Source organism: Dulcicalothrix desertica PCC 7102 (assembly GCF_003991905.1).
GTDB classification, from domain to species: Bacteria; Cyanobacteriota; Cyanobacteriia; order Cyanobacteriales; family Nostocaceae; genus Dulcicalothrix; species Dulcicalothrix desertica.
This window is the reverse complement of record NZ_RSCL01000033.1, coordinates 38,482-65,323: the sequence shown is the minus strand read 5'-3', so window position 1 is coordinate 65,323 and position 26,842 is coordinate 38,482. Positions and strand designations below refer to the sequence as shown.

The 26,842-nt window shown below is 38.7% G+C and carries 19 protein-coding genes; 9 read left to right on the top strand and 10 right to left on the bottom strand.

Going from position 1 to position 26,842, the window contains the following annotated elements; all coding sequences use genetic code 11:
- Positions 1-158 precede the first annotated feature (158 nt).
- From DSM106972_RS43395 to DSM106972_RS43380, 4 genes are all read right to left on the bottom strand, one after another.
- Positions 159-3,941 carry a carbamoyltransferase C-terminal domain-containing protein gene (locus DSM106972_RS43395; RefSeq protein ID WP_127086527.1) on the bottom strand — a complete coding sequence of 1,261 codons (3,783 nt, stop codon included), beginning with the start codon at positions 3,939-3,941 and terminating at the stop codon, positions 159-161.
- 64 nt (positions 3,942-4,005) lie between these two features.
- Positions 4,006-5,469, bottom strand: a complete 1,464-nt coding sequence (locus tag DSM106972_RS43390; RefSeq protein WP_127086526.1) for a PAS domain-containing sensor histidine kinase — start codon at positions 5,467-5,469, stop codon at positions 4,006-4,008.
- A gap of 90 nt (positions 5,470-5,559) precedes the next feature.
- The gene (locus tag DSM106972_RS43385) at positions 5,560-6,174 is read right to left on the bottom strand and encodes a cysteine hydrolase family protein (RefSeq protein ID WP_127086525.1); all 615 of its coding nucleotides are present in this window, start codon (positions 6,172-6,174) and stop codon (positions 5,560-5,562) included.
- A 267-nt stretch (positions 6,175-6,441) separates the two neighbouring features.
- Positions 6,442-10,074, bottom strand: a complete 3,633-nt coding sequence (locus DSM106972_RS43380; RefSeq protein ID WP_127086524.1) for an NB-ARC domain-containing protein — start codon at positions 10,072-10,074, stop codon at positions 6,442-6,444.
- Between the two features lie 271 nt (positions 10,075-10,345).
- On the opposite strand from DSM106972_RS43380, the gene nuoB reads away from it, so the two are divergent.
- The 4 genes from nuoB (at position 10,346) to DSM106972_RS43360 (ending at position 13,521) form a co-directional block, all read left to right on the top strand.
- The gene (nuoB, locus tag DSM106972_RS43375) at positions 10,346-11,032 is read left to right on the top strand and encodes an NADH-quinone oxidoreductase subunit NuoB (protein WP_127086523.1); all 687 of its coding nucleotides are present in this window, start codon (positions 10,346-10,348) and stop codon (positions 11,030-11,032) included.
- Between the two features lie 356 nt (positions 11,033-11,388).
- Positions 11,389-12,042, top strand: a complete 654-nt coding sequence (locus tag DSM106972_RS43370) for a tetratricopeptide repeat protein (RefSeq protein WP_127086522.1) — start codon at positions 11,389-11,391, stop codon at positions 12,040-12,042.
- 84 nt (positions 12,043-12,126) lie between these two features.
- Positions 12,127-12,960 (top strand): GNAT family N-acetyltransferase, encoded by an 834-nt coding sequence (locus tag DSM106972_RS43365; protein WP_127086521.1) that lies wholly within the window; start codon positions 12,127-12,129, stop codon positions 12,958-12,960.
- A gap of 12 nt (positions 12,961-12,972) precedes the next feature.
- On the top strand, positions 12,973-13,521 hold the full coding sequence (locus DSM106972_RS43360) for a dihydrofolate reductase family protein (RefSeq protein WP_127086520.1): 549 nt from the start codon (positions 12,973-12,975) through the stop codon (positions 13,519-13,521).
- A 62-nt stretch (positions 13,522-13,583) separates the two neighbouring features.
- Here the strand turns inward: DSM106972_RS43360 and DSM106972_RS43355 are convergent, their stop codons facing one another.
- A complete protein-coding gene (locus DSM106972_RS43355; RefSeq protein WP_019489902.1) occupies positions 13,584-13,931 on the bottom strand; it encodes a hypothetical protein in 348 nt (115 codons plus the stop codon).
- Positions 13,932-14,137: 206 nt separating this feature from the next.
- Positions 14,138-17,152: a TIM-barrel domain-containing protein gene (locus DSM106972_RS43350; RefSeq protein ID WP_127086519.1), complete on the bottom strand. Its 3,015-nt coding sequence runs from the start codon at positions 17,150-17,152 to the stop codon at positions 14,138-14,140.
- Positions 17,153-17,566: 414 nt separating this feature from the next.
- Here DSM106972_RS43350 and DSM106972_RS43345 point away from each other — a divergent pair, with 414 nt between their 5' ends.
- Entirely contained in the window at positions 17,567-18,976 is a 1,410-nt protein-coding gene (locus DSM106972_RS43345; RefSeq protein WP_127086518.1) for a sugar porter family MFS transporter, read from the top strand.
- Positions 18,977-19,046: 70 nt separating this feature from the next.
- On the opposite strand, the gene DSM106972_RS43340 is transcribed toward DSM106972_RS43345, so the two are convergent.
- Both DSM106972_RS43340 and DSM106972_RS43335 read right to left on the bottom strand, forming a co-directional pair.
- Entirely contained in the window at positions 19,047-20,240 is a 1,194-nt protein-coding gene (locus DSM106972_RS43340; protein WP_127086517.1) for an acyl-CoA dehydrogenase family protein, read from the bottom strand.
- A 576-nt stretch (positions 20,241-20,816) separates the two neighbouring features.
- On the bottom strand, positions 20,817-21,392 hold the full coding sequence (locus tag DSM106972_RS43335; RefSeq protein WP_127086516.1) for a hypothetical protein: 576 nt from the start codon (positions 21,390-21,392) through the stop codon (positions 20,817-20,819).
- Positions 21,393-21,424: 32 nt separating this feature from the next.
- On the opposite strand from DSM106972_RS43335, the gene DSM106972_RS43330 reads away from it, so the two are divergent.
- From DSM106972_RS43330 to DSM106972_RS43315, 4 genes are all read left to right on the top strand, one after another.
- A complete protein-coding gene (locus DSM106972_RS43330; RefSeq protein WP_233787185.1) occupies positions 21,425-21,646 on the top strand; it encodes a hypothetical protein in 222 nt (73 codons plus the stop codon).
- A gap of 221 nt (positions 21,647-21,867) precedes the next feature.
- Positions 21,868-22,557, top strand: a complete 690-nt coding sequence (locus tag DSM106972_RS43325) for a hypothetical protein (protein ID WP_127086550.1) — start codon at positions 21,868-21,870, stop codon at positions 22,555-22,557.
- Between the two features lie 66 nt (positions 22,558-22,623).
- Positions 22,624-24,504, top strand: a complete 1,881-nt coding sequence (locus DSM106972_RS43320; protein WP_127086515.1) for a hypothetical protein — start codon at positions 22,624-22,626, stop codon at positions 24,502-24,504.
- The gene (locus DSM106972_RS43315; RefSeq protein ID WP_127086514.1) at positions 24,501-26,006 is read left to right on the top strand and encodes a DUF1802 family protein; all 1,506 of its coding nucleotides are present in this window, start codon (positions 24,501-24,503) and stop codon (positions 26,004-26,006) included. The genes DSM106972_RS43320 and DSM106972_RS43315 overlap by 4 nt, the downstream gene beginning before the upstream one ends.
- Here the strand turns inward: DSM106972_RS43315 and DSM106972_RS43310 are convergent.
- Both DSM106972_RS43310 and DSM106972_RS43305 read right to left on the bottom strand, forming a co-directional pair.
- A complete protein-coding gene (locus DSM106972_RS43310; protein ID WP_127086513.1) occupies positions 25,995-26,360 on the bottom strand; it encodes an aspartyl protease in 366 nt (121 codons plus the stop codon). The genes DSM106972_RS43315 and DSM106972_RS43310 overlap by 12 nt on opposite strands.
- A complete protein-coding gene (locus tag DSM106972_RS43305; protein ID WP_127086512.1) occupies positions 26,357-26,674 on the bottom strand; it encodes a hypothetical protein in 318 nt (105 codons plus the stop codon). Before DSM106972_RS43305 ends, DSM106972_RS43310 begins: the two co-directional genes overlap by 4 nt.
- Positions 26,675-26,842 lie beyond the last annotated feature (168 nt).

Sequence of the window (26,842 nt, the reverse complement as noted above, 5' to 3'; positions counted from 1 at the left end):
AAGCGCTCAATGTCAAGATAAGTAACGGCACCGTACTATCTTGTAGAAGGCGCCTACCCAATTTATAGCTTTACTAATTGTTATACAAAAGTTATTACATGCTCCCAAAACTTTCAACTTCGTGCGGCACGCTAGATTGACTCGCAATATTTGATCAATTAGCGTAAATATGACGAGATGCAGGTTGGAGTTGTTTTGGTTTCTAATTCTTCGATTTTTAATCCTTCTGTGGGAGGTGGACTCTTCAATCGGCGATTCCGGTTAACTGCGGGAGCTTCAAGAGTTAAGTAAAGGATACCCTTATAAATCAATTCATAGAGCCAATCTTGATTAATTGCAGTTGCATAGGCTTGCCATTTAGGTTGGGAGTGATTGATATCTTGCAACATACGATACATTTGTTCGCTAATCTGGTAAGTTGTAAAATAGGGATTATTGGGAGAAAATAATTCTATTTCGCGCTCTCCCGTTGTGGGACTGATTTCTAGGCGAAATCGCAAATCAGGAGACATAACCAAAAAGCAATCGCTTATTTGCTGTTCTTCTAGTAACTGCCGTTGCTGGAAATATTCTTGTACATACTGATGAATTGGCTGATTCGGGTTGTGGATTGTGCGGCTATAATAAGAGCGTGTACGAATACTATCAACTTGACAAATCAAGATATAACCAAAGTTAACTGTACGTAAACCAGTAGTATGAAAGTTCTGTAGCCACTGATCTAATTCGATGTTGTATTGTTGCCAGGTTTGATTAAAAGCTGTATGGCAGTGGGGAACTGAAAACAGAATATCATTACGATCGGCAGTACTCAGTACTAACTTATAAGCCGCTCCTCCCTGCCACCATTGCTCTAGTTTAGACTCATACTGCTGAATGTTTACTAGATCCGAAACAATAAATAGCTTGCCATTAGGCACCAGGTGCTTTGTACTCTCAGTAATAATTTGAGCGAGAATTTCTTCACCTGTTACGCCACCATCGCGGAAGCGACATTCCTGGCTAGGACTGGGAACAAAGGGAGGATTTGCTAGAATTGTATCAAAGTAGCCAAAAGCTGTTTCGTAGAGATCGCTTAAATAGAAGTGAGTATTAGATATACCATTGAGTTGAGCGTTAAACCGAGCAAAGCGAATTGCTCGTGGGTTAATATCAACTCCGATAGCTTCTTTTGTATAACGGCTTGCTACTAAACTTTGAATACCGCTACCACAGCAGAGATCTAAAACTCGATTGGCTGGATATTGAGGAGCTGTATAAACCAGCCCCATACTATCCATACCTACGTACATCACAACGTCTTCCTCAATTTGATCTTCAGAAAGAATCATGTAGCGATGATCTGTAGCCACATATAACCCAGCAACAGCAAATAAATCGACTCGTGAAACCCAATCTTCACCACGCTGAATTAATAGACCCAAGTTACATAGGGTTGACAATAATTCATTCCCAAACATTTCTTGCAATTTGGCTTTTGTAAAGGCGCCGCGCAGCAAGAACAAACGAATCAAATCTGCCAATGTGGATTGAGGGAGTTGATAGCGCTCGTAATAGTAGAGATATGTCGGCTCAATTTGTTGCTGTGAAGTAATATTTAGCAACTTGCAGATATTAGTTTCATTATAACCTGCTTGCTGTAAAAATTGATAGAACTTTCTGAGAATACGTCGAACTGAGAAGTTTTCATTCTCAAAAGGTGCAAAGGTTTGGTTTGAGGTAGGGGGTAATGCTGAATCTTCAGGCAATGGTTTGATGTAGGAGTAAGAAGGCTCTAGTCGATAAATGCGAAGTTGTTGATTTGCCCATTCAATCCGTTGTGTAAATTCAAAGTGAGTCAGGCGAAGATTAATTCGCATTTGTTCTAGCCAACTTTCAGGCGCATTGAGAACAGCTAACAACAGCTTAACTTCTTCAAAAGAATAGGTTGAGGGAGGTACTTGTTGCTTAATATCTACTAAAGTAGATTTACTGAGGGGGTCTAGTAGCAAAATTACGTCTCTAGAAAGCTTTGTTTGCAAGTTCGCATAAAACGGAGTCTTAGGGAAAAGTACACTTGTTTCTTTATATTGAGCGCCTTGATTAGAGAGGAGTTGCAACTCTTCACTAGACCAAGGACAACCAACAGTATGGCCAAAGAATAATGCCCGATCTAGCTTTGCCATTAAATCAGTGACACTAGGCACACCTGGGGGAAGTCCATGTGGTAGCACAACATCACCAACCTTCGTCAAATGTTCTTCATAACTGCGAACAGGGACATGACGCTTAGATATCCAGACGTTCTCAATTGCTAAATAATCAATATCGGTTCCTAAGAAAGTGGCGATCGCTTCCAATGGTGTCTCTACAATTGGTTGTCCTGCTACATTAAAGCTCGTATTTAGCAATACAGGCGGTCCCTGTCGTTCTTCGACTAGTTTGTAGCATAATCTGTAAAAGTATGGATTATCTTGTTCTGTAACCGTTTGCACTCGCCCTGTACCATCCACATGGGTAACAGCAGGAATCTTTGAGTGATATTCATTTTTGATGGGCGATACAAGCAGCATAAAAGGCGCCGCCACTTCCTGTTCAAATACTTGGGAAACAGCCTCTAGAGGGATGACTGGCGCGAATGGACGAAATGCTTCACGGAACTTTACCCTAAGATTTAAGATATCTTTCATTCGTTTAAAAGTAGGGTCAGCCATGATAGAGCGATGTCCCAATGCTCGCGGGCCATACTCCGTACCACCTTCAAACCGAGCTACAATACTACCTTGTGCTAAAACTCGAGCAGTTCGAGCAATCATTTCATCTGTCGTCAACTGCTCAATAACTATGGAGTCTTGAAAGTGTTGAATTGCCTGATTAACTTGATCTCCATCGTAATGACGACCCAGAGTTGCCTGAGTTAAGGCAACTCGCTTTTGTCCGGCGCCTACTGTATTATATGCCCATAGCGCACAACCAGCGGCAATTCCACTATCGCCTGCTGCTGGGAAAATAAAAATATCGTCCAATTTGAGCTGCCGCAACAATTCGTAATTAGCAACAGAGTTCAAGCCCACACCACCGGCTACGCAAAGTTTTCTCAGCCCAGTACGTTTAATAGCCAAATTGACAATATGTAGCAATGCTTGTTCTAGCTCTTTTTGTACTTTATAGGCTAGGTCAACTAAATAAGGACGTAGGTAGGGTTTACCTTCCCCATCATCATAACACTTGGACAGGGCAGCGACTTCCAAGAAGATATCGTAGGCAGAAATTTTGAGGCTAAAAGAATCTTCTGTTGTTTGAATCCAACGATGCCAGTTAGGTTGCTCTGTGCCAAAAGGGGCTAAACCCATGAGTTTCCCTGCTTCCGCGTGCTGAATTCGCTCACCCACTTGGGTGACAAACCCTGCTTTACGGGTGATGTACTCATAAACAAAACCGAGGGTTGAGAGTTGCGCTAAGTGAGATGCAACCATTTCACTATGTAGCGTAGTAATTGTCTGCCCCCATCCTTCATAGAGAGTATAAGATTCAGTGTAATGGGCAGGAGTTGTAGTACCTGTAGCATCTACTGCCAAGATTAACGCATTATCAAATCCCGAAGGCCAGTATGCAGAATAGGCATGAGCCAAGTGATGACTAGGAATTCGCATCACCTTATGTACAATCTCAGCAGGTAGTACTCGGCGCAAAATATCAGGCGCACAATCGTGACCAGGCATATTGGCGGTAATTGTTGCCAAATCGCTTAAGGTAATATTGCAGGAGTCTAAACAGTAACGCATGGCTTCTGCCGGAATCTGCATTTGTGCTGCTACACCAGGCGCATGGAGCATATAACCAGGGCTATATTTATGGCGGTCTAGCCGTTCTTGTTCAATGGCAACTACTATTTCACCATCTTTAACGATTGCGACTGAGCGCTCATGCCCTAAATTTATTCCCATATGGTATTGTGTCATTGCTTTATCTCCTCACTCAATAACCATTACTAAACTAAATCTTTCTGCCAAATCTAATAAGTTTTTAGTGTAAAAGCGAAATTGGCAGATGAATTAAAAACTCTGTTCCTTTGCCTAACTCTGATGAACACTCCAATACTCCTCCATGCTTTTCCACAATTATTTGATAGCTGATGGAAAGACCCAAACCTGTCCCTTTACCAATCGGTTTCGTAGTAAAAAATGGGTCAAATATTCGCTTTCTGGTTATTTCATCCATACCAATACCATTGTCAACAATCCGAATTGCCACATAAAGTTCGCCAACAACTTCCGTATGAATCCGAATTATGGGCACAAACAAAATTATGTCCTCCGGAACCTGTGAAACTATCTGATGCTGAATTTTTTCCTTATATTCGCTTTTACAGCGAGACACAACAGCATCGATGGCATTGGTCAGCAAGTTCATAAACACCTGATTTAATTGCCCTGCATAGCACTCTACTTGTGGCAATTCGCTGTACTCTTTAATAACTTGAATAGGGTTGCAGTCTTTCTCAACCTTAAGACGGCTTTGTAAAATCATTAAAGTACTGTCAATTCCTTCATGGATATCAACAGCTTTAACCTCTGCCTCATCTAAACGAGAGAAATTGCGAAGTGATAGCACGATTGCACTAATTCGATCTGCCCCCATCTGCATAGAAGACAAGAGTCTGGGCAGGTCAGCCAGCAGAAAATCCATATCTATCTTATGTATCTTGTCCTGAATATCCTTTACTGGTTTGGGATAGTGCTGCTGATACAGACGGATTAAATCCAGTAAGTTTTCGATATAATCATTCGCATGACTTATATTGCCGTTAATAAAATTGACAGGGTTGTTAATTTCATGAGCAATGCCAGCAACTAACTGCCCTAAACTTGACATTTTTTCCGCATGTAGCAGTTTCGCTTGGGTCTGTTTAAGTTCTTGTAAAGTTGCTTCTAATTGTTGGGTTTGTAGCCTCAACTGCTCTCTTGAGTGTAAAAGTGTTGCTTCTGTTTGTTTGCGTTCCTGGTTTTCAAAGCGCAGCTGCTCAATTCGCATTTGTAACGCTTCGTTTGCTTCTTTCAACGCTCCTTGCGCTCGTTTACGATCGGTGATGTTTGTTAAAGAGCCACTTATTTCTCCATGAGCTTCAGAACGAGCTGATAATTCTAACCAAATAATTTCTGTACTTTTATGATGAAATCGTAATTCCCAACAGGCAAGATCCTGTTTAGTATGCATTTGAGTTAAAAAGTTTAGCCAAAGCTGCCGATCTTCAGCATGAAGATAGTCATCTATTGGGTGATTCAAGCATTCGGATGTACTATACCCTAAAGTTAGTGTCCAAGCTTTATTCAGAAGTATAATATTTCCTACCTTATCACACTTAAATACAATTTCACGTAGATTTTCAACTAACTCTCGATAACGTTTTTCTGACTCAGAAATTTGTTCTATTAAACGGTATTGAATCTGCGTGTGCAGCTCATTATCAGCTAAAAAATCGGATTTCATAAAAATATAGCCAGCTGTTTTAATATATTATCATGCTGAATTAAAACTAATAATTTTCATTAAAAAATTGTTTTAAAGTATATTTATTAGTTACACAGGAACTGAAGAAGCTAAATGGCTCAATAATTCTGTGTGAGTCATGACTTCTGCGTAGAGCGGAAAAATACTACTACAGTAAAAACCTTGTTCAAAGACAGTACGAGCTGAAGTACAATCTGAGAGAATTATTACGCGGTAGCCCTTTTCATGAGCAGAGCGCCCAGTAGAGTCAATACATATGGATGTAACAGCACCTGCTAGCACAACATCTGTAATCCTTTTTTCTTTGAGAATTTCATCAAGGTTAGTGTTGATGAACGCATTAAATCCTCGCTTACCAGGCACCTCCATAATTCTGTCTTTAAAGGGGTATAATTCTTCAATTGTTTCTGAACCTGGAGTTCCCATCTGAAAAGCATTTACTTCTTTAATCGTGTTAAGAATGCCAATCGGATCGATTAATTCTTCATAGTTAGATGTAAAGAATATTGGAGTTGTGATAATCAATGCAGCCGTAGAAGCAAGACATTGAAGAAGATGGACTGTGTTGGCTATGACGTTTGTAACCTTGGATGATTCTTCGATTACTCCATAGAGAATTCCATTTGGGGAAAAATAATCATTTTGATATCCAATTAGAATAAGTGCCGTCTTGTGAGATTCCATTAGTGTATTAAGTGGTTAACTTTCAAGGAGGAAGCAGCGTAATTATAGCTAGAAGCTAGAAGTACGAAGCAAAGGGCAAAAGTGACGCAAGATAGGGTAGATATGTACCACCACCAATTGCAAGCTCCTTTTGTCTTTCGCCTCCTGCCCTCCGCTTTCGTCACCATGTCAAAGCGCTACTACCTCACTTAGGGAAATTTTAGCAATTGCCTTGATAAACCTGAATCAGTAATTTCTTTGAACTTTGGCTATAGGCATAACAATTTTCTATAAGATTAATTTATGTAAGGGCTTCTCAACTGCTCCAAGGGCTAACAAAGTTTGTTTTTGCGCTTCTGTTAAACCTGTGGCGCCAAAAATATTCATTCCTTCATAAAGTCGCTCTGCTTTTAAAGTTTGAATACGTTCAAATGTTTTTGTGTCCCAAACTTGAATAACAGCATTTGTATCTCCACTAATTAACATCCGACCGTCCGGACTGAAAGCTAGAGACATAACCCAGGTATTTGCTGCTACTTCCAAAGTTTTCATACAGTCACCTGTTGTTACATCCCAAAATTTAATGGCGCCATCACTACTACAACTAGCAAGGGTTTTACCATCGGGACTAAAAATAGTTGCCCATATCCAATCTTGATGTGCTGAGAGTATATGTATACATTCACCTGTGCTAGCGTTCCATAGCCTAATTGTGCGGTCGGAACTACACCCAGTAACAATAGTACTACCATCTGGACTAAAGTTAAGGCGCCAAATCCAATAGCTGTGTCCTTTTAAAGTTAAACAACATAGAAAAGTTTCTAAATCCCAAATTCTAACAGTATCATCAAAGCTACCTGCTGCTAAAGTTTTGCCATCAGGGCTAAAAGTTACAGACATAGCAATGTGTTCTGGAAAAGTATGCAAAAGTTGACCTGTTACTATATCCCAAAGTTTAACAGTACGGTCGTAGCTGCTGCTCGCTATAACTCGACCATCTGGACTAACGGCAACTCCTGTCACCATCCCTGAATGTCCCCGCAATATTTTAGTGCAATTACCTGTTTCTATATTCCACAATCTTATAGTTTGGTCAGCGCTACCACTAACTAAGCTACGACCATCTGGACTAAACGCTACTGAAAAAATAAAATCGGTATGTCCAATTAAATCGCGGCGCCTTCCATCTAAATTCCAAAGTCTAACGATACAATCTTCATTGCCACTAGCAATAATTGTACTACTTGGATGAAAAGCAATGGCGCCAACCCAGTTAATTCTGGCTTTGAAACTTCTTACACATTCTCCATTTAAGATACTCCATAACTTTACCGAGAAATCATCACCACCACTAGCAAGCAAAGTTCCTTGAGAATTAACAGCGATAGTATTAATGGAATTTGTATGTCCATACAAAGTTTTGATACATTCAAAGGTAGTAATATCCCAGAGACGAATTGTGCGGTCGATACTCGAACTAGCGAGGATATTTCCATCACCAACAAATATGGCTCTTAATACTCCATTGGTATGTCCTTGCAAAACTCCAATACAAGTACCTTCGTTTATATCCCAAAGTCTAATAGTCGAGTCTAAACTGCTACTAGCAAGTAACCCATGCGTGCTGAATGCTACCCACATAACCCAGTCGTTATGTCCTTGCAAAGTTTTTATACAATTACCTGTTTTTAGTTCCCATAGGGTAATATCATTACTTTTACCGCAAGTGGCAATTATAGAACCATCTGGACTTAGTGCTGCAAAAGTTATTGATACTGGATTGACTTGATTCTCTTGTAAAATTTTTATCGTGGATTGCCCAGTGTCAATATCCCAGACTCTCACAGAATTATCTGTGCTACTACTAATTAATGTTTTGCCATCATGGCTAAATACGATTGAGAAAACTCCGTTTTTATACCCTTCCAGAGTTTTTAGTATTTTTAAATCACCTGTACTTATATCCCACAGTTTAATTACTTTATCATCGGCGCCAGTAGCTAGTATTTTACCATCTGGGCTAAAGTTAATACACCATATTGGAGCAAAATGCCCTTGTAATTTAATTAGATGTTGACCGCTAGCACTATCCCACAATGAAATAGAACCCTCACTATGACCTGTTGCCAAAATTTTACCATCTGGACTAAACACTGCTGACATTGCTGTTGAAAAAGTTTTGGCAAATACCGATTTGGATAAGTCGGCGCCTGTAAAATTAACTTGTTTTAAAGGTGTATCTTGTAAATATGCTTGCCAGATAGTTAAATAAGAAAAATCATAACCTGTCAAATCTACTTGTAAGTTGTGCAACAAGTTAATAATATTCCCAATTGCATAACCTGGCTCAGTTGGGTTGCCAGATATATCTGAACCGACCCTAACTAGTTGAGTTACTATTGACTCTTTCGTTCTTAGTTTTAAAAGTAATTGCTCAATTACAGGTTGGAGAATTAATTTTGTTTGAGCAAGACGAATATAATCTTTTGCTGTGGCTTTAATGATAGCATGACTGTTAATAAGTGATGAGTGCTGAGTGAGTCGTGCTGAGTGTAGAGACGCGATATATCGCGTCTCTACGAGTTCCAAAGATATTTGTTCTATCAGTTGTTCTGTTACAAATTCCATTACTACAGGTTGAAGAGTAAATTGTACTGAAGTATGGGGAAGTGATGTTTTTTCTATTAAATTTCTTCTACTTAAAGACTCTAAAGCTTCTAAAAGCTTCATTGGTGATACAGGTAATACTAAATCCGCGCGCAATTCGGCTAAAGTTACTGGTTCTCGGTTAATACAAATCCAGTACATCAAGTCTTTTTCGAGAACAGAGAGACGCTGAAATTGCTGTGATAGTAAGTCGTAAATAGTACCAAATACTTTTGTACCTTGGGCAAGAAATTCTTTTATATCACCGTTAAATAGTTCTTGAATAGTCGTTGCAATAATTTTTAAGGCTAAAGGATTACCTGCATAATGCTGTATTAAATCTTGCCATTCGGCATCTGAACCATAAAAAACACTTTTGCTTCTTACTAATTCAAGGGCTGCATTTTCTTGTAAACCAGTTAATTGTAATGTTTTAACTGGTAGAGTATCACCTTCAAGCGTTGCAACTTCCTGGGGTTTTTCCCGACTCGTTAACACAACACAGCTACTATGGCTCGTTTCTCCTAGCAGCTTGAAAAATTCTCCATAATTCTCATAAGATACTTGATAATGACCTGAACGGGCGCCGTCCGCTAAAATAGATTCTACGTTGTCTAAAATCACCAAGCAGCGATGCTCACGCAAATGTGCCATAACTTGTGTTAAACGCTCGCTGATATTCTCTGACAAATTAACGGGTTTTGAGTTGGCAAAAAACAAAAGTAGACTGGCTAGCATTTCTCCCAAACTAGGACTATTGCGAAGACTGCGCCAAATTACAAACTCAAATTCCTCTTGGATATGTTGCCCTAACTTAATAGATAGAGAGGTCTTACCAATTCCTCCCATTCCCAGCAGCAAAATTAAACGATTATCATTACCAATCCAGTTCTCTAAAAGTGCAAGCTCGTGTGCGCGTCCAAAAAATATTGCAACGTCTACTGCTTCACCCCAGTCTGTGAGAGGGTGGGAGGGTGAGAGAGTGAGAGGGTGAGAAGTACTTTCTCCTACTTTTGCATAGTCGCTTTGGGTTAAATTTAGCCCAAAAGCTCTGAAAAAACATTCTAAGGTTTGCTTATCTACTCCTTCTTCCCTTGCCATCACTTTGGAAACAGTAAAAGGAGCAAGTTGAGTCCGCACGCTTAGTTCTTCTAAAGTCAACCTGGTGCCATCAGTATCCAAAATCTCAACTTGGTGTTTAGCCTCAGTCAGTTTTTTCCATCCCTGGAGGCTAAGTATCACACCACGTCTACGTCTTTGCTTAGAGGCTTCCATAGGACAGAAGGCGTTCATAGTGTTTCAAGCTAATTTTACTAGCTTTGATTGCCACTTCAAGAATTCCTTCACATTTTATATATTTTCTAGACTGGGGTCGTTGACTTTAAATTAATTCTGCCATCTTAAGTTAGCACCTTAAAACCTTTATCTTTACTAGCGTCCGAAACTACTTGATTACATACTGTAGTCAGTAAATGCGGAACAGGCATTTTCTGATTGCAAAACATACTCAATATTCAAAATATAAATGAATCGGGGGACTCTAGCTATGACAGATACAATTATTAATCCTGCTCAACATCCTGAAGTTACGCAACAACTCTCTGAGAACATCATTCTTACTACATTAGATGACCTTTACAACTGGGCAAAAATGTCTAGTTTGTATCCAATGATGTTCGGTACAGCTTGCTGCTTTATGGAATTTATGGCAGCTTATGCTTCTCGCTTTGATATGGAACGGTATGGAATGATTCCACGTGCGACTCCAAGGCAAGCAGATTTACTTATTACCGCAGGTACTATAACTATGAAGTATGCACCTAACTTGGTGCGACTTTACGAACAAATGCCTGAACCTAAGTATGTAATTGCAATGGGCGCCTGTACTATTACAGGTGGGATGTTTAGTGTAGATTCACCCAGTGCAGTACGTGGAGTAGATAAGTTAATTCCTGTTGACGTTTATATACCAGGATGCCCACCCAGACCAGAAGCTGTACTTGATGCAATTATTAAACTGCGAAAGAAAATTGCGAATGAAAGCATTCAAGAACGAGAGCGAACTAAACAAACTCACCGTTACTACAGCATTCCTCACAAAATGAAGGTGGTTCCTCCGGTTAATGATGGGCAGTATCTTAGAAGTGCAACACGTTCTTGCCCAGTACAGGAGATTTTAGAGGCAACTGGTTTACCTTTACCATTGAAGCTTTCAAAAGAAAGCAAAGTTTGAAAATATTCTCTTGTGGGATAGGCGTCCTCGCCTGTCCCTAAATCTAGAACGGGGCTTGCAATGCCCGTTCCACAAGACATAGGATGCATACAATTCTATTTAATCTCATGTAAGTTGGATTAGGACTAGGTAACCAAGCAGGAGAAGAGAGACTAGTTCAAGTCATGTCTGAAGCAGGTTTTAGTCATTGTCGTCGTGCGGCTGCAACACCCTTCAACTTAATATTAGAAGTGGCGAATTTAGTAATCCAAAAATGAATTCTTCAATCTTCTTGTGGAGCGGGCATCCCTGCCCGCCTCCATTTAGTATGACAATTACAAAAATCAAAACTTCTCAAAAATCAAGAGTGTAATTTAATGAAAAGAAAAATTATATATATTTTGACTGCACTTATCAGTATTGTATTATTTTATGGAACCTTCATAAAAACACCCATAGCAATAGCAAATAATTCAAGCCCCAGTCCTGAGACACAACAAACGGCACCTTTATTAAGAAATCTCGGCGCCTACCATCACCAAATTACTACAAAATCAGAACTTCAACAAGCAACCCAAGAATTAGAAGAGTTGAGAAAAATAGCAGAGTACCCTTCCTTAGAAAAAGTAACAATTTGGAATATCAACTCTGCGGCTAATTTAATGCAAATTGCATCGCAAGCACTAGCAGGCGAAATTGCTGCGAAACAAGGTGATTATATCAAAGCAATTGACCACTTGAACCGAGGTGTCGCATTAGAAGACAAACTAAATTACGACGAACCTGCAACTTGGTACTCTCCAGTCAGACATTTGTTAGGCGCCGTATTACTGGCAGCGAACTGTCCAGCAGATGCAGAAAAAGTGTATCGCAAAGATTTAAAACATTATCCTGAGAATAGTTGGTCACTGTTTGGACTTGCACAAAGTCTAAACATGCAGGGCAAAACAAAAGAAGCAGAGGAAATACAACAACAATTTGAAACAACTTGGAAACATGCCGATGTCAAACTTGTTGCATCACAATTTTAATAAAATCTTGTAGCATAGGCGTCTCGCCTGTGCAGTCGGTCAGGCGGGACGCCTAACCTAAGCGATAAAAATAAGGTAAGCAAAATGAAATTAAATCGTTTTTATAATGCAAAGCAATTTTATAACCAAGTAAAAGATTACCTAATCAGCCAGGAAGCGCAACATTGCTTACTTTTAGGTATCAGTGATACATTAGTTCATAATCCAGAAAGATATCAACCAAACCCCTACTTGGCATCTGTGGAAGTTGCAGAACAAGTTGTAGCGGTAGCAATAATGACACATCCTTACAAGCTAGTACTGTCTTGTCTGGATTTAGGCGCCGTAGAAATATTTGCTAAAGACTTATACACTCAAAGCTTACAAGTACCAGGAGTTAGCGGTCAAACATCGTCCGTTATTGCTTTTGCAAAGACGTGGGAAAATCTTACTGGTCAAACCTACCAATTAGGTATGCAAATGCGGATTCATGAACTGCAAGCTGTACAACCTATTGTTAGAGCTAATGGTTATTTACGCAATGCGAAAGAAGATGACCGCGCGCTTTTACTTCAGTGGAACCAAGATTTTGAGCTTGAAGTATTTGGTGAGCGAATGACCAATGCACAATATATAGATAACCACATAAAGCAAAACACTATTTATATATGGCAGGATGAAGTGAGTGTATCATTCGTTTGCTGTGCAGGCTCAACACCTAATGGTAAAAGACTTGGGCCTGTGTATACGCCAAAAGAATACCGCAAAAAAGGTTATGCCACTACTTGTGTTGCTGATTTAAGTCAGAAGTTTTTAGATATGGGTTGTAAATTTTGCTTTTTGTTTACTGATTTAGCAAATCCTGTTTCAAATCATATTTATCGCAAAATAGGCTATTTACCAGTAACTGATTGTTGTGAGTACAAGTTTATTAGTTGAAGGGGGAGTATTATGAGAAAGCTTATATATCATGTTGCCACTACACTTGATAATTATATTTCTCATGACGATGGTTCTGTCGATGGGTTTTTAGCAAAGGGAGAACATGCTGATGATTATTTGGAGAGTTTAAAAGCTTACGATACGGTATTGATGGGTAAAGCAACGTATGAGTTTGGCTACCAGTATGGTGTTCAACCTGGGCAACCTTCACCTGTTTACTCCCACATGAAGCACTATATTTTCTCTAAGACTTTACGTTTCGGCGCCGAAGCTCATGAGCGGGTTGTAATTATAGATAGCAACGAAGTCGAATTTGTCAAGGAATTGAAAAAGGCGCCGGGAACCAATATTTATTTGTGTGGAGGTGGAACTTTTGCAGGTTTTTTGTTTGATAATGAATTGATTGATGAATTAATAATCAAGCTTAATCCTATAATATTTGGTGGTGGTATTAGGCTTTTTGGGAAAAGTACAAAGGGGGTTGATTTATCGTTAGTTGATTCAAAGGCTTATAATAGTGGAGTGCTGTTGTTAAATTATAAATTAAATTATATATAGAAAACTTGCAACGGATGTCACGGATGTAACGAATGGTTGGTTCGTTTTGTACTTAGCTTTATTTAGGCAACTGCTCTGGTTTTTTCTTTAGTTTCTTCTGCCTCTATTTTTAAAGGTTTAAGAGACTCGAAGTAACCTTGCTCCCACAATTGTCTAACCACATTTTCCATTGCTTCGCGAGTCACTTCGGGTAAGATAATTAATCCGGGTTCAGCTAAGAAAGCAGACCCTACTTCCTCTTCTGCTTCTAAGTCTTGCTGTAAGCGAATAGGATCAATGAAGTAAACGGGATATATTTCTCCCTCTGGACTTTGAACGATACCGTCACTTCTATACCCTTTCATTGGGGTTTCTTCATCATCTCTATCGTCCCATCCATATTTAAAGCTTAACTTTGGATAATTAGCCATTAACTCTATTCCTCCTTAATTGCTTGGATTTTTGTTAGTTCATCGTTAAACTGTTCAAAAGTTAACAAATTTGCTTCTTTGGGAACAATTTCATAATGCTGGGGGTCTCGTCCTCGTTGTATCATTTTTAACAGATGTAGAGACGTGGTATATCACGTCTCTACATCTGTTTTGGCATTAAATTAAATAAGTTTTATGTTGGGTTCCTACAGTTTTCGTTTGATTGAACCTGAGTAGGTGATGTTTTTAGTTTGAATTTGATTATTGTCTCCTGTTTGCCATTGCCATTTGCCGTCACTGAGTTTTTTCACACATTTCCATTGAATTGATGTGTTAAGTGATAACCCAGATATTAAACCTGTCCATTTTGGTGTTTTTGGACCTGGGCCGTTATGGTTTGGTGGTGGGTTGTAAATATATTCGTGGTAAACATTTGGTGATAATACTTTTGCTTTATTGGTGTCCCAGTTTCCTAGCTGCGGTTGGTTTCCTACTACGTATATGCTTTCTCCGGGTTTTGTCCAAGCGTTATCACATACAAAGTTGATAGATGTTGTAGTTGGAATGCTAGTTAGATTAAATTTAAATTCTTTGTTTTGTTCGGCGCCAATAATTCCCGATTTAGCAATAATTAAGTTATCTCCGGCATTGTACCAACCACGATCGGCGCCTTCAAATTCAGTTTTATTATTAAGTTGAGGTAATTTTGTACCATTTACAGTTACAGCAGTAGCTTTGGCGTTAAGAGCGACTAATTGTACTATATTATTTCGCTGTTGAATTGCTCCTTTATAGGCGCCTTTAGCTTTTTCTATATTAACTGTCGCGATGTTTCCTGATTTTACAGCTTTAATATCTGTGGTTCTGGTTTGATATATTGGCTCTTTGTTTTCAGTATAGCTGATAGTGGAACCATCATCTTCGTAGAGTGTAAATTGGCTGTTTCTTTCGTCTGGGTAAACTTTGAGAATTAGGTCATTCTTTGAATTTCCTGCTCCTAAAACGTTTTTGGTTTCAGCATCGACGTGCATTAATGGAATAATGGCGCCGGAGCGAACAAAAGTAGGTAAGCGGAGAATAGCATCTATATAAGTAGGAAAAGATTTTAGCCATTCACCTGAACTATTTAACCATTGATTAGTATGGTAATTTATCCATTGGCCCTTGGGTAAATAAATGTCGCGTTCGTATTCGCCATGTTTAGCAACGACACCTACCATAATATCTTTACCGATTAATTTCTGATTTCCCATGTTTCTAACTACTGGATCATTTTGGAAATAAAAGACAAGGGGAGCAATTAAGGGTTCAGCGAATAAATGTGCCCGGTAAGCGAGAGAATAATAGTAAGGGGTTAATTCATAACGCTGGCGAGTATTTGCTAAATTGATTTGTTTATAACCAACTAAATTGGGTGATGTTTCATAGCGTTTTGCTGTTTGGAAACTATTGTCTGTGTGGGGACGAACGGGTACATCAAACCAGGCGCCATTTGCAAACCACTGTGTATACATTTCGGCTTGATACTGTAAATTCCCTGAATGATTTTCGTTATAAGGGATACCTTCACGCCGGAAACCACCAATATCTGACCCATAGTAATCAATGCCTGAAAAAGACATATGCATATGCGAATTTATATGAGTCGCAAGTAATTCTAAGTTAGAACCAATATCCCCCGACCACATTGCGGCGCCATATCTTTGAGTACCTGGGGCGCCGGAGCGTGTGACAATAAAAGGTCTACGGTTGATTTCGTTACGATGACGGAAATAACCATCATATATAGATTGGTTCCAAAACAAGTTGTAAAGGTTGTGGATATCTCGGTGCTGATTTTTGCGTTGACCTGCTGCAACTTCCACACCTTCATAACAAGCATTACCATCGTACTTTTCGGGTTCTCCTAAATCTGTCCAATGACCAAGAATTCCTTTTTGCACTAAATTCGGAAACCGTCTATTTTCATGTACCCATTCACCAGCAGCTTTATCCGACCAATCTACCATCCCAGCTTCACCAAACCAGTTTTTGAGAATTACGGGTGCAGATTGGCTGCTGGCATCACATTGATTGTTTGTTTTGTTATAAGCCAATAGATTGGCGCCTTGCATTGGTGCAAAAGTATTGGTATTTTTACTGATGTAAGCTTCTTCAATGGCAACTAAACCAATACCATCTTGTAGAAAATTAGATATATATGAAGCAGGGTTAGGAAATTCAAAGTTATTACCATCGTTACTGGTTTCGTCCCAGTCCAATTTTCCCATAGGACTATCAGGACTGTCTTTAATAATTCCTCCAAACCATTGCAAGTCCAAAACAAATCCATCAACAGGAAACTTATCTGTGCGTAAACCATCGCGAAGTGTTTTAACTTGGTTCCAGTTTTTGTAACCAAATTCTGAAACCCACATTCCAAAAGCTTTTTTTGGTGGAACGAGGGGTTTACCGACTAATTCAAGATAATCACGACGTAAGTCGGGTAAATCTTTACCTGTCATGATATAAAAACGAATTTGCTCACCCCACATTTGGACTTTCCAAGGGTTGTTCGTAAAGTCCCAGCGTTGTTTGTAAGGGTTATCGAGAAATAGAGCATAGTTGAGATTATTTTTCCCCAAACCATACATAATTGGAAACTGGACATTTCCCACCATCCCCGCAGAGCCAAATGGCATAAAACCATTTCCATGCGCTTGTTCTTGCCATTTGGGTTGTTCTTCGCGTACTCCATGACTCAACCAGTCACCATCAGCAGTACCCAATTTTTTAAACTGCTGTCCCAAACCATAAACATTCTCTATTTTTTCCGGCGCCAGAGTTAAACCTTTCCAATCTTGTTGTAAATCTTGTGGACAAACGGTAGTTAATGCAGCTTTTTTTACTTTATCAAATAGAGAAATACATAGACTGCTTTGATTAACGTTAACTTGAATGTCACTTGTCTCGATAATATTTTTATTTTGGGAATAAACCGATGGGCCTGGGTAGTTTTTCCGATAAATCATCGGTGAGGTAGACAAAGGAGTATTGATATCAAAACTATTATCATTATCTTTCTTAGTAGAGAATTCAAAATGAATTAAGTCATTATCTAATATTTCGACAATTAGGTTTTGACCGCTGTTACTAAATTTAGCTCGCTTAACTTCTGCGAGTGCTGGACTAGCGAAAGTAGATAGTAGTAAGGAGAGAATTAATAGGGATATGCTTTTCATAAACAGCTTTCTTTCGATTCTTTTGATGCACCAAGAGGCAAATTGAACACAAATGTGATTTGGGATATTACATTGTTTTTTATACATAGCTCAATATACTTAATATTTATTTAATAATTTTAGTTAAAACATTACAAAACTTTACATACAGTCTATATTAAGGGGTAAGACTCTATTGACATTTCTAAATTTATCTGCCTATTAATAGAGAACTAAATAACGCATAAGTATAAAAATTGAATTAGTAGGGGAGAGATTAATTTAATACAACTGACGTTACTCGCATAGACTTATGCGAGCAAGTTTACCTGTGGCATCAATACTGTAAGGGCGGGTTTATCAATATTTTTAATTTACCATTAGGGTATTTGTGAACCCGCCCCAACGTAATCAAAAAAAGTTAGGGAATTGGAAATGGCATCTAACAGTCAAGTTTTGACGAAACAACAAAATACAAGTTATGTAATTTTAATTGCAATCGCCGCAGCACTAGGTGGTTTTTTATTTGGTTTTGATACTGCTGTAATTAATGGCGCCGTTTCAGCTTTGAGCAAAGCGTTCAATATTGATAGCTTTATGACGGGGTTTGCAGTATCTTCGGCGTTGTTAGCTTCGGCTGCTGGCGCCTGGATAGCTGGACCAATCGCTGACAGGCAAGGTCGAGTTAAAACGATGGTGGCTGCTTCAATTTTGTTTACATTGAGTGCAATTGGTTCTGGAGTGCCCTTTGGGATTTGGGATTTTATATTTTGGCGCTCTGTAGGTGGAGTTGCTGTTGGCATGGCAAGCGTGATTGCTCCAGCGTATATTGCTGAAGTGGCGCCTGCTCATTTGCGAGGAAGATTAGGTTCACTACAACAGTTAGCAATAGTTGTAGGAATATTTATAGCACTGTTATGTAATTACTTTATTGCATCTACAGCAGGTTCGGCAGAGGCGCCGTTTTGGTTTGGAATGACAGCATGGCAATGGATGTTTTGGGCGGAAGTTCCACCTGCGGTATTGTATGGACTAGCTGCGTTGAAGATTCCGGAGTCACCACGATATTTAATTGCTCAACAACGTTACGAGCAAGCAGGGGTAGTGCTGAAAAAAGTGCTTGGTGGTGATGTTGAAGCCAAGATAGATGAAATTCGCCAAACTGTGATGACGGAACGCAAGCCTAAATTTTCTGACTTGTTGAGTCGCAGTGGTGGATTACTACCAATCGTTTGGGTAGGTATGGGATTATCGATTCTGCAACAGTTTGTCGGTATTAATGTGATTTTTTATTACAGCAGCGTTCTTTGGCAGGCAGTGGGATTCTCAGAAAAGGATTCTTTACTGATTACCGTTATTACTGGTGTTGTAAATATTTTGACTACCTTGATTGCAATTGCATATGTAGATAAATTTGGTCGCAAACCTTTACTTGTGATTGGTTCTATTGGAATGACGGTAACTCTGGGTACTTTGACTGTCATTTTTGGTGGCGCCAGTGTAGATGCAGTTACAGGTAATCCTACCCTTTCTGGTACAGCGGGAATTATCGCTTTGATTGCAGCGAATTTATATGTAGTGTTCTTTGGTTTCTCCTGGGGTCCAATTGTTTGGGTAATGTTAGGAGAAATGTTTAATAATAGAATTCGCGCTGCGGCGTTATCTTTAGCTGCTGCAGTACAGTGGCTTGCGAATTTTGTTATATCTACTTCGTTTCCTCCTTTGCTGAAAAACTTTGGCTTGGGTTCCGCATATGGTTTATATACCATTGCCTCAGCAATTTCTATCTTCTTTATAATTTTGTTAATTAGGGAAACCAAAGGTAAAGAATTAGAAGAAATGTAATTAATCTTGTGGGATAAAATCTTGTGGGATAAAATCTTGTGGGATGGGCATCCTTGCCCGTCCCTTTGTATTACATAGACATCACAAGACCAAGACGCAATATCTCGCGCGTAAAATCACAAGAATAGCCAATCATTGCATCATTAAGAAACTTACCAGCTTTTGATTGTGTAGTAGTTCCATACCCACCAAGAATTTCAAGTGCTAATTGCGCGTTTTTAATTGCAACATCTACAGCAAAAGTCTTACTTGAAGGCGCCTTTACTGTTGCAGCAAGAAAAGGATTTGTCTCTGCACAGCAAGCTGCATCCCATACCATCAATCTTGCAGCTTGGGTGTTCACCATCATATCAGCTAATTTCAACGCAACAGCTTGATGTTCGATAATAGGACGACCCCAGCTGACTCGTTTCTTAGCATAATCAACAGCGTACTCATATGCAGCGCGCGCTAAACCTACATAAGAAGCAGCAAGTCCAATAGCGACTTCTGGAAGCAACATTAATAATTCTGCCGCTTGTCCCTCTTGTCCAATTCGGTTTTTTTCGTGAACTCGCACATTATCAAGATGAATAGCTGCATGATGTGAGGGTTTCCAGCCAATAAGCGATGTACGTTCACCAAATTTCAAACCGGGTGTATCAGCTTCAACGTAGAACAACGAAAGACTATCACGCATTGGTTTATCTTCGTCTGTACGCGCGATAATAAAATATCCATCGGCAATACCAGCGTTTGTAACTAATAATGACTTTTCACCCTTGAGAATATATGTATCGCCTTCCCTTTGCGCGAATGTCTTCATACCAATTTTGGCATCTGGCATGGGGCAAAACATATCTGAAGTTGCCACATTTGGCTCACTCTCTGCGGCACTAAACAAAAAAGGCTCAGAGTTACTGACTTTGGATAATATACGCTCTTTTTGTTCGCTCGTTCCAGCCCTGGTAATAAAAAGCGCCATTGCAGCAGTAAGATTAAAGTAACTGCTAGCAACACTCACATCAACGGCGCCGAGTTCTTCTAAAACCAATACCAAGTCTACACACTTTTTACCTTTACCACCGTACTCAGCAGGAAGTAATAACAGAGTAAATCCTAAATCAACTCCTTTAGAAAAAAAATTTTTACACAAATCCCAAGGTTCGACATGAGAATCGCTTGAATCAATCTTTTCAACAATTGGCTGAACCTCATTCAAAGCGAAGTCATGCGCTGTTTGCTTCAATAACTGCTGTTCTGGTGTTAGGCTTAAATCAATCATTTATTTATTGCCGCGATTAGTGCATTTAATAAAAAATATATCCCTTATCCAGTTATTATCCTGCCTTGTGCAAGTATAAAATTTACTATTATTTCTCTAAATTTGTCATTTTAATTGCTTTTTACAAATTACTCAAACCTCTATTATAACTAGATTTGATTCGTAATTATATTCTCAGTACACAGTTTGAATTCGATAAAAATATATCAAACTTACACATAAAATAATCAATAAAGTTTAATTTTAGAGTAAATATTATTACCACAGAGACACAGAGAACACAGAGAATAAAGTCAGACATCATTTATAAAGTAAATCTTAAATAGCTGAAACGTAGGTTGGGTGGAGGCTTTGCGTAACCCAACAAACGGAAGTTTAATATTTACTTTATAAATCAACTCTAAGGGAGATTGGAAATTGGCGCCGATACCTCAGAATCTAACTATTGGCACCAACCTGCCAAAATAAATGACACAGACCACTAATGTAAGCGTAAAAAAAAGGAAGGATTTTTAGCCCTTCCCTTAATTTGTTTATAAATCAGTTATTAGTTCTAAAGCTTCAGTAAGTAGTTGCCTAGGGGAGCATCCACTTTCGGCAGATAGACTTTTTTAGACCAACCATATAGTAAGGTCTCCGGCGCCATATAATTTGTGTTTCTTCCAAAAGTGGATGCTCCCGTTGCCTAGCTTGGTATATCTTCCATAAAACCTCAGTACATAATCTCTCTTCAGCTTTAAGCCCTTTTTCATCAAATAAGTGTCCCAGGTCATGATATCTAGGACGTAGCTCTATCAAGCGCGCGAGTATTGCTAGCTGTGCAGCGTTAGGGTTATGGTCATTATCTACAAACTTAAGAGTTTCAAGTAAACTCATTTTTAGACTCTGAAGTATAAACCCTTGCTTATCGCGTAATGCTCCCCAAGTGACTACTTTTGCTTCTGGCAAATACTCAACTAAAGCATCTACCCAATTAATCATCATTTTAGGATTACCCATTGGAGGTATACCATAGAGCTTCGCAAGTGTTTGTAACTCTAGCATGTTACCCGCAAGGTACCGCGAACGTCCGAATGCAGCATTATGCATATAATTAGATTGTCTTGGTTCAAAAGTGTGAATTGAGATAGTGGGTAGGAAAGTGCCGGTCAAGCTTAATTTCCTACCTGCTTATACTTTTCCATGTGAACACGTTTATTGCAATAGTTAAAATGAATCTTTATAAAGATGAAAGTGGTAAATTTACAACGAATAGAGATGAACCATTAACCGCTAATCTCAATATTCGAGTATCTCCTAGCATGAGAGATAAAGTCAAAGCTATTCCAAACTACCCTGAGAAGCTAAGAGAGGTTATTCAGCAGTGGTTAGAAAATTTAGATTCTACTGAGCAAGATGAGAGTTAGGTGCTTTTTCCTGATTGGGTTAGTTTGTAATTTTAGTTTATATATTTTTAGGGACGGGGCAAGAGAAAGCCCGTTCCATTCATTGGTTTGGTTTAGGTAGTGAATTTACTTAGATTAAAAGTTTATTGAAAAAATTATCTGAAGAATTTTTCAGTATTTTTCCAACCGTTGAAAAATATATTAAAAACTATACTGGTGCTGATAGATATACATATATAGTTATGGCGCCAGCTAAAATTGCTTTAAAAACAACAGAAAACCAAGTCAAAACTCGCCTTTTACTCAGTTTATGGGATTTAGGAGGCGCCACACGCGAAGTGAAGCGCGGCGAATTGAGCAAACGAATTGTTTCCAAGGGTAAAAAAGTTGCAGATTATCAAGAAGTAATTACCCAGTTAGAGAAGGAAGGCGTGCTAGTAAGTTCTAAAAATGGCTATTCATTAGTGGCGCCGAAGGGTTTGGAAGCATTGAGCGAAGTATTAAAAAGTGCTGCTCTTAAGTTTGAAGGTACTACAGTTCCTACTTGGACGGCAAATGCCTTGCTAAAATGGATTAGTGAAAATAATAGTATAGTAGCTACAGCCTCGGTGCCAGTAACAAATAGTAGCAGCAATGCGAAAAAGGGCGAAATTAAATCTTACGATAAGTTTAAAACAGTTGCCCTAGAAGTATATAAGCAACTTAACCGCGATTATAACCTAGATAATTTAGTGCCTATTTACCGTATTCGCAGAACAATTGGTGAACAAGTTACGCGCGAACAGTTCAATGAATGGATGTTAGACATGCAAGCTGAAGATATTTTGCAACTACAGGGTGGAAGCTTGCCAGATAACGACCCAGCAAAATTAGAAGATTCCATAACAACGGAAGTTAGCGGTTTGCGGTGTTATGCCAAGCTTTTAAAATAAACAAAAGCTTTAATTTAACTTTTTAAATACTCGTTAATTCATTTTACCACTATTGTATAGCAAGTCATGTCTAACGATTTACTCATTGATATCATTAAAAATCACAATCCGTTTGCTGGTAAATTTGTTGTTACAAATCATAATATTTGGCATCAAGGTTTTCCTGACGTTCCATCATTAAATGCCCATGCTTCAGACGCTGTTTACGAGGCATTAGAAAAAGTTCGTAGCGGAGAACGGCGAGTCATAGGTATTACCATGACCGCAGAAAGAGGTTTAGGTAAAAGTCATGTTGTTAGTCGCATTCGTCATAGTTTGCAAGATAATGGCAGTGCTTTATTTATCTGCATGAATCAATGTGATGATTTAAATCATATCAAAAGTGAATTATTAAGAACTTTTGCAAATAGTTTAAAGCAAATTGGCAGTAAAGGTGTTAGCCAATGGCAAGAATTAGCTACAGCTTTAGTTAACGAAGCATATAAAAAAGACTATACGCCACAGCAATTAATAAATCAATTTCCTGGTGCGTTTGCAAAAAACCCTAAAGTCGCTGAAGTTCTAAGGGACAAAGTACTCAGTATTAAGCCAGATATTGAAAACCCGGATATTCTGACAGCAATTATCTGGACTCTCTCACCTGACCCAGCTTATGAAGTATTTGCTGTACGCTGGCTTTCTGGAAGTAACATTCCACAGTCGAAAGCAGATGTAATGGGATTGGCTAATATCAACTCAAAAAACCAAGAAGTAGAGTCATTTAATACAGTAAGACAAATTCTCGATTTACTTAGCGACTATAAACCAGTAGTTGTTTGTTTTGATGAAATGGAAAGTGCCCACATAAATGATGCTGGACTGACCGGACAACAAGTAACTGCTATTCTTGGTAAAGATTTATGCGATAAAATTAAGAAAGGTGTTGTATTAACTTCTGTTTATCCGGATAGCTGGGTTCATGAAATTAAAAGATTGCCCTATGCTGAATCAGTAATAGATAGAATTGGTCAACAAGTCGTTGATTTAAAACATTTAAATTCTGATGATGTAGTGGCTCTTGTTTCTAAATGGTTAGAAGAATTTTATAAGGAAAAGGGAGTAACACCTCCTCATTCAGTTTATCCCTTTGATGAATATAAACTTCGGGCATTAGGAAAAGAAAGACCAATTGTTAGAAAAGTTTTACAATGGTGTGCAGATAACTTTAATGTAACTAAACCAGGTGCAACAAACCCTGTAGAAGCAATTTACCAAGAACAGTTAACCGTTCTAGATACAACTATCCAAGACTACATTGAAAATAATGCAGTACTTGCTCAAGCGCTTCGCTTAGGATTTTGTGCAGTCAAAGGAGAAGTAGTTGAGAAGGTAAAAGTTGAAGACATTATAGATATACAAGCTAAATCTCCCGACAAAGGTTATATAAACTTAAAAATTGTTGGTAAAGAAAACGGGAAAGAGGTAAAAATTGGTATTGCTGTACTCCAAGATTCTGGAGGTATGATTGTTCAAGCTACATTGAAGCGTTTAATTCGCTATGAAGATTTTGATTTAACCCGTGGTTGTTTAATACGCTCTAAAGAAATCAATAAAGGTGCCGCAAGAGCGCAACAATATTTAAGTGACCTTTTATCGCCAGCACTTGGTGGAGAATGGGTATTATTAAAATCAGAAGATATTAAACCTCTTTTAGCAGCGCATTTAGTCATGAAAGCTCGCGAAGATTATGAGTTAAGCGAGGAGCAAGTAATTGATTATATCCGCCAAAAAAGAATTGCAGTTGATAATTACCTAATTCGTGAAATATTAAGTGACCCATCAGGACAAGTCCCCACTGGTTTAGTTGATGAAGATGTTATCCCTGAAGTTCAAGCAACGCAAAATCCAACTGGAAGCGATGATGTAGGGGTTATGGTTGATAATTTACTGGCGAAAATCGGCTTATGAGCAGTTCCATTATAATTAATACTGCTTTGTGTCTACCTACCCCTGACATCGAAGCGTTAATTCAAGGGCGCCTAATTACCGCTCTACCTCGAATGTTTCTTCGTCCCGGACAAACGTTTGCTCTTTATCCAATAGACACACTTGCTTATGATAATTACTACCGCGCGAGTTTTTTACATGTTGCAAATAATGTAGTAACTCACCAGGGTGTTTTACTTCAACCTCGACAACTTAGCTTAGTTGCACAAACCGAACAGTTACAACTTCCTTTATTAGTCGATGAAACAGTACAGGTGAAAGTATGGGCACGTTGCGAGTTTTGTGAAATTCTTGACCACACAGCAAATCTGGATATTTTATCAAGATTAACTATCTGGGCAAAAGAAGCATTACAAGCGATAATTCAACAGCGTCAGCAAATTTTCTTGGCGTACCTACGTGTCTATCAGTTACCTCAACCTCAAGATGTATCTGCTAATCTTGGTCAAAAGGAAAAGTTAGGAAAATTCATTGGTTTACCTAACTCACTCACTGCTTCTGAAGTAAACCCAGTGTTGAATGATAATACTTTTGCTATCCGTAAACTGCAACTCGAAAAGCGTCAACCACCATTACATCAGAAATTAGAGGAATTAGAAGGCGCCTTAACACTCATTACTAACCCTGCTGCAAAGCAATTACAGCAAGATATTCAAATATTCTTAGGTTGGAGGCGCCCATTACAACCAGCGTCCAACGACACAGATGTAACTTGGATACATAAAATTGCTTCCGTAGGTAACTCAAGCGATGGACACAGCTTTGAAAAACTTGTTCGTAAAAGCTTGCTAAAACTTGGTTTCACAGGTTCTAAACTAAATCCTGAAGGAAGTGGTGGCGCCGGAGGAATGGACTTTTACTGTGAATATCCATACCCAGTAGTAGGTGAGTGCAAAGCAACTAAATTAGAAAAAGTTCCTGATAGTACTCCTGCACAACTTCTTAAAATAGGTATAAACCATTTGGGTAAAACGCAGTATGAACGCGCGGTTAAATTGATTGTGGCAGCAGGTGAGCTAAATTCCTTCGCAAAAAGAACAGCAACTGAAAATGATATGAATGTAATAACACCAGAAACTTTACAAAAATTAGTTGCATTACAAGCTAATTATAAAAACTCAATTAATTTGTTAGAACTTAAAGAGTGTTTGCAGCAGGCGCCATTTGGTATAGCTGACGAAAAAGTTAATAAATATATAGATATAATCAATCAAGATATTAAACTGAGAGCGCAGCTAGTCCAGCTTGTCAAAAAATATCTGGAAAATACGGGCTACGAATGTGCAAGTGTTGATGGGCTACATGGTTTTGTCGCTGGAGCATCAATTAAAATTCAGCCACGAGAACTACACGAAATCTTAGTTGAACTCGCATCACCACTTGTAGGTTATTTGGGACGAATTAAAGGCGAAGACTGGCGCCATGACAGGTTTTACTTTCTTCGTGATTTACTAATCTCCTAGCGTCAGTATACCTGCTTGATAGTTGACAGACAATGGTAAGATTTTTAACCATTCGGAACCAAGTAATACTTCAGGAATACCATTACCTACAAATACTGGAATCTCATATTCTTGTTCATCTAACATTATTTTACCTGAGTAAAGTTCAAACCTTTTAATTCCTTGTGCTGTTACCATCCGCTCTTGACCAACATAAGTCCACTCAAAACCATCTATATCTTGTTTATTAATAGCTAAAAAACCTGTAAAGCCAGTATCTAACATGGCTTGCTCAGGCAGACTCAAATCATTAGCAATAATTAATTCGATTTCAAAAAATAGATGCCCCACATCATCAAACGTACCGTGTATCATATTCTGCCTGTAGCTCCAGTTTCATTCAGGCGAAACACAAAGTGATCTTTATTTGGATATTTTTCAAGTGCTTTCTTATGTGTTTGCATTTTATCTTGATCTATAAGATACTCTCCACTATCTGGCTCTACTGCAATATACCAACCATAGTATTTATCTATCAATTCAGGACGCACGCGCTCAAAAATGGCTAGACAGCGCTGGTGATAAATTTCGCCTTCAGCTTCTTGCCGTGCAAGCTCTTCAGGTGTAATAGTTCTTTCAGGAAAGATTCTGCCACGTCGAGCGCGCGGTTTTTGTGCTGATTCGGTCATAATAATTTTTCCTTTTGTACTGTATTCAATATATATTGTAGTCATTTTTATATTACTAGTTAGTAACAATTTTTTAATTTTAGGAAGCGTCCATTAAACCCAGCATCCAACAACACAGATTTAACGATATGCCTAAACTAGTCTATAAAATGGAGATTTTTCTTATCT